The organism is Actinomadura sp. WAC 06369 (assembly GCF_003947565.1).
In the GTDB taxonomy this organism is placed as follows: domain Bacteria; phylum Actinomycetota; class Actinomycetes; order Streptosporangiales; family Streptosporangiaceae; genus Spirillospora; species Spirillospora rifamycini.
The window spans coordinates 1-8,662 of the sequence record NZ_QHJN01000240.1 but is presented as its reverse complement, the minus strand read 5'-3'; the positions used below and the strand labels follow the sequence as shown (position 1 = coordinate 8,662).

2 protein-coding genes are annotated in these 8,662 nt (G+C 76.5%); both read left to right on the top strand.

Translation table 11 applies throughout. The features are described from left to right. Nucleotides 1-83: 83 nt before the first annotated feature. Complete coding sequence (locus DMH08_RS36655) at nucleotides 84-6,692, top strand: type I polyketide synthase (RefSeq protein WP_199748180.1); 6,609 nt, start codon at nucleotides 84-86, stop codon at nucleotides 6,690-6,692. A gap of 85 nt (nucleotides 6,693-6,777) precedes the next feature. Further along, a partial coding sequence (locus DMH08_RS36650) for a type I polyketide synthase (RefSeq protein WP_199748179.1) occupies nucleotides 6,778-8,662 on the top strand: 1,885 nt, incomplete at its 3' end.

Genomic DNA, 8,662 nt, shown 5'->3' with positions numbered 1-8,662 from the left:
GTCAGGCGTTCGTGGGTGGTCTGGATGTCGACTGGGGTCGGGTGTTGCCGGGGTCGGGTGGTGTGCGGGAGGCGGCACGGCGGGTGGAGTTGCCGACGTATGCGTTCCAACACCGGCGCTACTGGCCCGAGCCGAAAGCGAAGACGCCCGACCAGGCACCCGCGCGGACGGTCTCCGCCGCGGACGGCGAGCCGGCGGAGAGCACCGACGACTGGCGGTTCATGATCGAGTGGGCGCACGCCCCCGAACCCGCGCCCGTCCTGCTGTCCGGCACCTGGCTCGTGCTCGCCCAGGCGGGACGGTCCCCGCACCCGTGCGTCCAGGCCCTGGCCGCCCGCGGCGCCGAGACCGTCACCGTCGAGGTGGACACCGCGGACCCCGACCGCACCGCGTACGCGGCCCGCATCGCTGCGGCGTCCGGCGACACCGAGCCCGCCGGGGTGATCTCCCTCCTGGCACTCGACGCCGGCCCCCTCGACAAGCACCCCGCGGTGCCGCGCGGTCTCGCCGCGACCCTCGCCGTGATCCAGGCGCTCGGCGACACCGGAACCGGCGCCCCGCTGTGGGTGCTGACCGCGGGCGCCGTCACGACCGACCACGGCGGCGACCACGGGACGGGCGGCGCGGACGGCCTCCGGCAGGCGCCCGTCTGGGCGCTCGGCCGCACCGCCGCCGCCGAGCACCCCGACCGCTGGGGCGGCCTGATCGACCTCCCGCCGGATCCGGAGCGGTTCGGCGACCGGGACGCCGTCCGGCTGGCCGCCGTGCTCGCCGCCCGCGACGAGAACGAGGTCGCCCTCCGCGCGGGCGGGCTGCGGCGGCGCCGTCTCGTCCACGCCCCCAAGCCGCCCCGGCCCGAGGGTCGCCGTCGCCTGATGCCGCGTGGGACCGTCCTCGTCACCGGCGGCACCGGCCACATCGGTGGGCACGCCGCGCGCTGGCTGGCCGCCGACCGCGGCGCCCGCCGGTTCGTCCTCACCAGCCGCTCCGGGCCGTCCGCCCCCGGCACCGCCGCACTGGCCGCCGACCTGGCCGCCGCGGGCGCCGCCGTGGACGTCGTCGCCTGCGACACCGCCGACCGCCCTGCGCTCGCCGCGGTCCTCGACCGGATCGCCGCCACCGGACCGGAGCTGTCCACCGTGCTGCACGCCGCGGGCGCCCTGGACGACGGCGTCCTGGACCGCCTGAGCCCCGCTCGCCTGGCGAGCACGTTCGACGGCAAGGCGGGCGGCGCCGACGCCCTCGACGAGCTGACGGCCGGGCTGGACCTCGACGCCTTCGTGCTGTGCTCGTCGATCTCCGCCACCTTCGGCAACGGCGGCCAGGGCAACTACGCCGCCGCCAACGCCCACCTGGACGCGCTCGCCGAGCGGCGCCGCGCCCGCGGCCTCCCCGCCGTCTCGCTGGCGTGGGGTCCGTGGGCGGGCGGCGGCGTCGGCCAGGCCAGCGAGGGCGCCCGCAGGAGGCTCGCCCGCAATAAGTGGGAAGTGCTGATGGAGCCCGCGGACGCGGTCCGCGCCCTCGCCGCCGCCGTCGACGACCCCGACCCCCGCAACGCGGTGCTGTCGCTCATGGCGGTCGACTTCGCCGCGATGGCCACCGCCCGGGGCGCCGAGCAGCTGCGCAGGGCGCCGCTGATGCGCGACATGCCGGAGCTGCGCGCCGCCGCGGCGGACACGCCGGCCGCCGACCCGGAGCCGGCGGACGCGGCGGGCGTCCTGGCCGCGCGGCTGGCGCCGCTGCCGTCGGACGAGGCGCGCGAGCGCCTGCTCCGCGACCTGGTGCGCGACGAGGCCGCCATGGTCATGGGCTACGCGTCCGCCGCGGACGTCGAGCCCGGCCGCGCCTTCAGCGAACTCGGCCTCGACTCCCTCACTTCGGTCGAGCTGCGCAACCGGCTCGGCGCCGTGACGGGCCTCGCCCTGCCGGCGTCCCTGTTGTACGACCACCCGGACCCGCTCGTGCTCGCCGCCCACCTGCGCACGCTGCTGTCCGGCACCGGCCCGGACGCCGCCGCGGAACCGGCGGCCGGCGCGGCTGGAGCGAATCGGCACGACGACCCCGTGGTGATCGTCTCCATGGGCTGCCGCCTGCCCGGCGGCGTGCACAACCCGGAGCAGCTGTGGCGGCTGCTCGACGAGGGCGGGGACGCCGTCACCGGCCTGCCCACGGACCGCGGCTGGGACCTCGACGCCCTCTACGACCCCGACCCGGACCGGCCCGGCACCCTCTACGCCCGCGGGGGCGGCTTCCTCCACGAGGCCGCCGAGTTCGACGCCGGCTTCTTCGGGATCAGCCCCCGCGAGGCCCTCGCGATGGACCCCCAGCAGAGGCTCCTGCTGGAGGTGGTCTGGGAGACGCTGGAACGCGGCGGCATCGACCCGGCGCGGCTGCGCGGCAGCCGCACGGGCGTGTTCGTCGGCGCCTTCGGCTCGGGCTACGACCACCTCACCCCGACCGGCACCGCCGCGGCGGACGGCGCGGACGCCCGCCTGGAGGGCCAGGCGATGATCGGCACCGCGACGAGCGTGCTGTCCGGCCGCGTCTCCTACCTCCTCGGCCTGGAGGGGCCCGCGTTCACCGTCGACACCGCCTGCTCCTCCTCGCTCGTCGCGCTGCACTCGGCCTGCCAGGCGCTGCGCGCCGGCGAGTGCGACCTCGCCGTGGTCGGCGGCGTCACGGTCATGCCCACCCCGCGCGACCTCATCGGCTTCTCCCGGCAGCGGGGGCTCGCCGCCGACGGCCGCTGCAAGGCGTTCGACGCCGGAGCGGACGGCATGGGCATGGCGGAAGGCGTCGCGGTCATCGCCGTCGAGCGGCTGTCGGACGCGCGCCGCAACGGGCACACCGTGCTGGCCACGGTCCGTGGTAGCGCGGTCAACCAGGACGGCGCGTCCAACGGGCTCACCGCCCCCAGCGGCCCTTCCCAGCAGCGGGTGATCCGCGCCGCGCTGGCCGCGGCCGGGCTGGCGCCCGGGGACGTGGACGCGGTCGAGGCGCACGGCACCGGCACCGAACTGGGCGACCCGATCGAGGCGCAGGCGCTGCTCGCGACCTACGGGCGGGACCGGCCCGCCGACCGGCCGCTGTGGCTGGGCTCGGTGAAGTCCAACATCGGGCACACGCAGGCCGCCGCGGGCGTCGCCGGGATCATGAAGACGGTCCTGGCGCTGCGGCACGGGGTGCTGCCGCGGACCCTCCACGTGGACACCCCCACCCCGCACGTCGACTGGAGCGCCGGGCACGTCGAGCTGCTCCGGCGGCCCGTCGCGTGGCCGCCGCGCGACGACCGGCGGCGCCGGGCGAGCGTTTCCAGCTTCGGCGTCAGCGGCACCAACGCGCACGTCGTCATCGAGGAGCCGCCCGCCCTCCGGGCGGAGACGGAGCCCCGGCCGGAGACTCCCGCCGAGGTCCGGCCCGGCCCGGTCCTGTCGGGCGGCCCCGTCGCCTGGCCCGTCACCGCGCGCGGCGCCGCCGCCCTCGCGGCCCAGGCGAGCCGCCTGCGGGAGTTCGCCCTGGCCCGGCCGGACCTGCCGACCCGCGACGTGGCCTGGTCGCTGGCCACCACAAGGCCCGCCTTCGAGCACCGCGCCGTGGCCATCGGCACCGAGCGCCTGGACCTGGCCGCCGGGCTGGCCGCCGCCGCCACCGGCCAGACCGCGGACGGCCTGGTGACCGGCGCCGCCGCCCCGGGCGGGACGGGCCGGACCGTGTTCGTGTTCCCCGGCCACGGCAGCCAGTGGGCCGGGATGGGACGCGACCTGGCCGAGGTGTCGCCCGTCTTCCGCGAGCGCCTCGCGGAGTGCGCCGCCGCCCTCGCCCCCCACGTCGAGTGGGACCTGGACGACGTCCTCGCGGGCCGGCACGACTTCCGCGCCGCCGACGTCCTGCAGCCCGCCGTGTGGGCGGTGTCGGTGGCGCTGGCCGAGGTGTGGCGGGCGGCGGGCGTGGAGCCCGACGCGGTCATCGGGCACTCGCTCGGCGAGATCGCCGCGGCGACCGTCGCCGGAGCACTGACCCTGGAGGACGGCGCCAAGGTGGCGGCGCTGCGGAGCCGCGCGCTGCGGACCCTGGACGGCCGCGGCGGGATGCTGTCGGTCGCCGAGTCCGCCGGCACGGTGCGCGAGTGGCTGGCCGGGTTCGAGGGACGCCTGTCGCTGGCGACGGTGAACGGCCCCCGCTCCTGCGTGGTGTCCGGCGACCCCGACGCGCTGGACGAGTTCGCCGCGGCGTGCCCGCCCACCTGCCGCACCACCCGCGTGCCGATCGACTACGCGTCCCACAGCGTCCACGTGGAGGAACTGCGGGACGAGATCCTGTCGGCCCTCGCCGGGATCGAACCGCGGGAGACCCGGATTCCGATGATGTCCGCGTTCACCGCGGAGTGGCTTGCCGGACCGGACCTGGACGCCGACTACTGGTACGCGAGCCTGCGCGGCACCGTCGAGTTCGAGAAGGCCGTCCGGGCGCTGGGCGACGGCGGCCACGGCGTGTTCGTGGAGGCGTCCGGGCATCCGGCGCTGATCGGCGCCGTCGACGACACCCTCGGCGGCACCGCGGTCGTCACCGGTACCCTGCGGCGCGGCGACGGCGGCGCCCGGCGCCTGCTCACCTCCCTGGCCACCGCGTACGCGTCCGGCGTGCCCGTGGACTGGGCGGCCGTGCACGGCCCCGCCACCACCGTCGAACTTCCCACCTACGCTTTCCAGCGCACCCGGTACTGGCCCGAGCCGGTCCGCCCCGCCGCCCCCGCGGACGACCCGCTGAGCGGCCTGCGCTACCGCATCACCTGGACGCGCGCGGCCGACCGCACCGACTCCCCGGCACTGTCCGGGACGTGGCTGCTGGTCGGCGATGACCCCGCCGCGGCCCCGCTCGTCCACCGGGCGCTGACCGGCCACGGCGCCGACGTGGTCGCCGTGCCGGACGCGGCCGCCGCCCGCGCCGCCGAGGGCGACATCGCGGGAGTGGTGTCTCTGCTGGCCCTGGACGAGGCGCCGTACCTCGGCCATCCGACCATGACCCGCGGCATGGCGGCCACCCTCGGCCTGGTCCAGTGCCTCGGCGAGCGCGCCCCCGAGGCCCCGCTGTGGGTGCTGACCCGCGGTGCTGTCGCCACCGGCCCCGGCGAGGTCGGCGACCCCGCGCAGGCGCAGGTCTGGGGACTGGGCCGGGTCGTCGGCGTGGAGCACCCCGAACGCTGGGGCGGGCTGGTCGACCTGCCGCCCGCGTGGGACGAACGCACCGGTGCGCGGCTCGCCGCGCTCCTGTCGGGCGCCGTCGCGGAGGACCAGGCGGCACTGCGCCCGCAGGGCGTCCTGGCCCGCCGCCTCGTCCGCGCCGCCGGGCCGCCCGCGCAGGCACGTCCCGGCCGCGGCACCGCGCTCGTCACCGGCGGCACGGGCGTCTTCGGCGCCGAGGTCGGCCGCTGGCTCGCCGGCCGCGGCGCCGAACGCGTCGTCCTCGCCACCGACGGGCCCCTGACGGCCGACGTGGCGCGCCTCGCCGCCGACGTCGCCGCGGTCGGCGCCGAACTGTCCGTCGCCGCCTGCGACACCACCCGCCGCGCCGACCTCGTCTGCCTGCTCGAGCGGCTCACCGCCGACGGCGGTCCCGCACTGCGCAGCGTCGTGCACGCCGAAGGCGTCGGGCAGGACACCCCGGTCGCCGACATCACCGCCGAGGAACTCGCGGACATCGCGGGCGCCCGCGCGGCCGGGGCGCGCTGGCTGGACGAACTGACCGCGGACCTCGACCTGGACGACTTCGTCCTGTTCTCCTCCGTCGCGGCGACTTGGGGCAGCGCCCTGGTCTCCGGCTACGCCGCCGGCAGCGCCTTCGTCGACGCCGTCGCCGAACGGCGCCGCGCCCGCGGGCAGGCCGCCGTGTCGGTCGCCTGGGGCCCCTGGGACGGAGGATCCTCCACGCAGACGTCAGTCCGGCACGGCCTGAGCGCCCTGGACCCGCGGACCGCGGTGCGGGCGTTGGATGAGGCCGTGGACGGCGGCCCGCTCGTCACGATCGCCGACGTCGACTGGCGGAGTTTCGCGCCCGCGTTCACCCTGTACCGGCCGAGCCCCCTCCTCGCCGATCTGCCGGAGGCCGCGGACCCCGCTCCGGCCCGCGCCGGCGCCGACGACGCACCCGAGTTCGCCCGCACCCTCGCCGCCCTTCCCGCAGCGCGCCGCCTCACCGCCGCGACGGACCTGGTGCGCGGCGAGGCCGCCCGGGTGCTGTCCCACGAGGGCGCCGCCGACATCGACGCCGAACGCGCCTTCCGGGAGCTCGGCTTCGACTCGCTCACGGCCATCGAGCTGCGCAACCGGCTCACCGCCGCGACGGGCGCGACCCTCCCCTCGACCGTCGTCTTCGAACATCCGACCCCGGCCGCCCTCGCCGCGCACCTCCTGCACGCCCTCGGCGTCGGCCCGCAGACCGTTTCCGTCGAACTCGACCACCTGGACGCCGCCCTGTCGGGACTGCTCGAGAGGTTCGAGGACGGTGCCGCATCCGCAGACGGAGACGGCGAGGAAAGCGCGGCCATCGCGGCACGCCTGGCCGCGCTCTCCGACAAGTGGCGGCGGCTGCGGCAGCGCGCCACCGGAACCGGACCGGACGTCTCGCAGCGGCTGGCGGACGCGGGCGACGACGAGGTGTTCGACCTCTTGGGCAAGGAGTTCGGCATCGAATGACCAGGCGAGCAGGCACCGCGAGCCCGCCCGTGCGGGCGCTTCCCAGACCGAGCACCCCCAGCCCGAGCACCCCGAGGTGGAACGCGTGAGCGAGGACAGGCTCCGGTACTTCCTGAAGCGCGTCACGGCCGAACTGCACGAGAGTCGTGAGCGCGTCCGCGAGTTGGAGGCCGTCACGGGTGAACCCATAGCCGTCGTCGGCATGGCCTGCCGCTACCCGGGCGACGTCCGGACGCCGGAAGAACTGTGGAACCTGGCCGCCGCCGGGGCGGACGCCATCGGCGACTTCCCCGCCGACCGCGGATGGGACCCCGCAGAGGCGGCGGCCCACGGCTACGAGACCCGCGGCGGCTTCCTGCCGGAAGCCGCCGACTTCGACGCCGGCTTCTTCGGGATCAGCCCGCGCGAGGCCCTCGCCATGGACCCGCAGCAGCGCATCGTGATGGAACTCGCCTGGGAGACGCTCGAACGCACCGGGACCGATCCGCGGACGCTGCGCGGCTCCCGCACGGGCGTGTTCCTCGGCGCGAGCGCGTCCGGATACGACTGGTACGCGCGTGAGCACGGCCACACCGAAGGCCACCTGGTGACCGGCAGCGCGATCAGCGTGCTGTCCGGCCGCGTCGCTTACACCCTGGGACTGAACGGCCCCGCGGTGTCCGTGGACACTGCGTGCTCGTCCTCCCTCGCCGCCGTCCACCTCGCGACCCGCGCGCTGCGCGCCGGAGAGTGCGCACTGGCCCTCGCCGGCGGCGTGATGATCATGTCGACGCCGGTCATGTTCGCCGACTTCGCCCGCCAGCAGGGGCTCGCCTCCGACGGCCGTTGCAAGGCGTTCTCCGACGACGCGGACGGGACGGGCTGGGGCGAGGGCGCGGGCATGCTGGCCCTCGAACGGCTGTCCGACGCCCGCCGCAACGGGCACCGCGTGCTGGCGGTGATCCGCGGCAGCGCCATGAACCAGGACGGCGCCTCGAACGGCCTCACGGCACCGAGCGGCCCGGCGCAGCGTCGGGTGATCCGCGCGGCCCTCGCCGATGCCCGCCTCTCGGCGTCCGATGTGGATGTGGTGGAGGCGCACGGCACGGGCACGGAGTTGGGTGATCCGATCGAGGCGGGTGCGTTGCTGGCTACCTATGGCCAGGGGCGTGCGGGTGATCGGCCGTTGTGGTTGGGGTCGATCAAGTCGAACATCGGTCACGCGCAGCAGGCGGCGGGCGTCGCGGGTGTCATCAAGATGGTGATGGCGCTCCAGCATGGCACTCTGCCCAAGACGCTGCATGCCGATGAGCCGTCGTCGCACGTGGACTGGACGTCCGGGAACGTGCGGCTGTTGCAGGAGCCGGTGGAGTGGCCTGCGGGTGACCGGCCCCGCCGGGCGGGCGTCTCGGCCTTCGGCGCGAGTGGCACCAACGTGCACGTGATCGTCGAAGAGGTCCCCGAGGCGCCAGAGCCCCCCGCCGAGACCGGTACGGCGGACGACGCGGCGGACATCACACCGGTCCTGTCCGACCCCGCCCCCACGTGGGTGTTGTCCGGCCGCAGCCCTGCGGCACTCGCCGGCCAGGCGGGCCGCCTTCGCGAGCACGTGGCAGCGCGCCCGGAACTGCCCATGGGAGACGTCGCGTGGTCGCTGGCGACGTCCCGGTCCGCGTTCGAGCAGCGCGCCGTCGTGTCGGGCGCGGACCGCACCGAAATGCTCGCGGGCCTCGCCGCCGTGGCGACCGGCCAGCCGATCACCGGCGTGGTGACGGGCTCGGTGATCCCCGGTGGTGTGGGCCGCACGGTGCTGGTGTTTCCGGGGCAGGGGAGTCAGTGGGTCGGGATGGGGCGTGAGCTGGCGGAGGCGTCGCCGGTGTTCGCGGCGCGGCTGGCGGAGTGTGCGGCGGCTCTGGCTCCGTTCGTGGAGTGGGAGCTGGACGATGTGCTGGCGGGCGGTCACGGTTTTGAGGCTGCGGACGTGGTGCAGC